The sequence below is a fragment of the Dietzia sp. SYD-A1 genome, assembly GCF_015356725.1.
In the GTDB taxonomy this organism is placed as follows: Bacteria; Actinomycetota; Actinomycetes; order Mycobacteriales; family Mycobacteriaceae; genus Dietzia.
In genome coordinates this window covers 1-958 of the sequence record NZ_JADDKI010000506.1, presented here as the reverse complement: position 1 = coordinate 958, position 958 = coordinate 1, and the positions used below count along the sequence as shown (strand labels likewise).

The following is a 958-nucleotide window of genomic DNA, read 5'->3' as shown; positions in this document are numbered from 1 at the left end:
CCGCGGCGGACGAGGATGCCGTGGACGATGGCGATGCCGCGGACGACGACGCCGCGGTGGACGAGGACGTGGACGACGCCGCGTCCTGCGCCGGGGCGAGCACCCCCTGGATCACCGAGACCGCGTCCTCGGGGGTGGCGGCCGCGCGGAGCGCGTCCACGAACTCCGCGCGCACCAGGTTGCGGGCGAGGGTGGCCAGGATCTTCAGGTGCTCCTTGCCGCCGCCGGCCGGGGCACCGATCATCAGCACCAGGTCGGCGGGGCCGTCCTTGGCGCCGAAGTCGACCGGAGGGTCGAGGCGGGCGAATCCCAGACTGGGCTCGGCCACGGCCTCGGACTTGCAGTGCGGGATGGCGATCCCGCCCTTCATCCCGGTGGCCGCCTTGCCCTCGCGGGCCATCAGGTCGGACACCAGCGCGTCGAGGTCGTCCGCGCGGCCCGCGTCGACGAGCGCCCCGGCCAGCGCCCGGATCACCTCGTCCTTGCTGCTGCCGAGATCGGCGTCGAGCCGCACCGCGGCGGTCTCGATGATCGGGTGGCTCATGGCCTTCCTCCGTGTTTTCTCATGAATCTTCTGCTCGGGGGTGTGTCGATGGGGTCGAAGGTGCGGTCGGGGTCAGTCGAGTCGGCGGACGGTCGCCCGGAACGTGTCCGGGTCCAGCCCGAGGGGGAGGCCGGTGCCGGGGAGGGACGCGGCCACGCTGCCGTGGGACACGGCCCATGCCAGCCGCTCCTCCGGAGGGAGCCCGCGGGCGTCGGCCAGGAGATATCCGGCGAGCGCGGAGTCGCCGGCCCCGACCGTGGATCGGACGCGCACGGGCGGGGTGGACGCGAACCACGCCTCACCGTCGCCGTCGCCGCCCTCGCCGTCGTCGACCAGCACCGCTCCGGCGCCGCCCAGGGTGACCAGCACGGTTCCCACGCCCGCGGCGCGCAGCGTCCGGGCGGTCTCCACGAC

General features: G+C 74.5%; 2 protein-coding genes. Both read right to left on the bottom strand.

Annotation, left to right across the window (positions count from 1 at the left end):
* Positions 1-544 (bottom strand): PTS sugar transporter subunit IIA (locus IY392_RS16195; protein ID WP_194861777.1); only part of this gene is annotated, 544 nt, incomplete at its 3' end.
* A 72-nt stretch (positions 545-616) separates the two neighbouring features.
* On the bottom strand, positions 617-958 hold a 342-nt coding region (locus IY392_RS16190; RefSeq protein ID WP_228549524.1), incomplete at its 5' end, for a PfkB family carbohydrate kinase.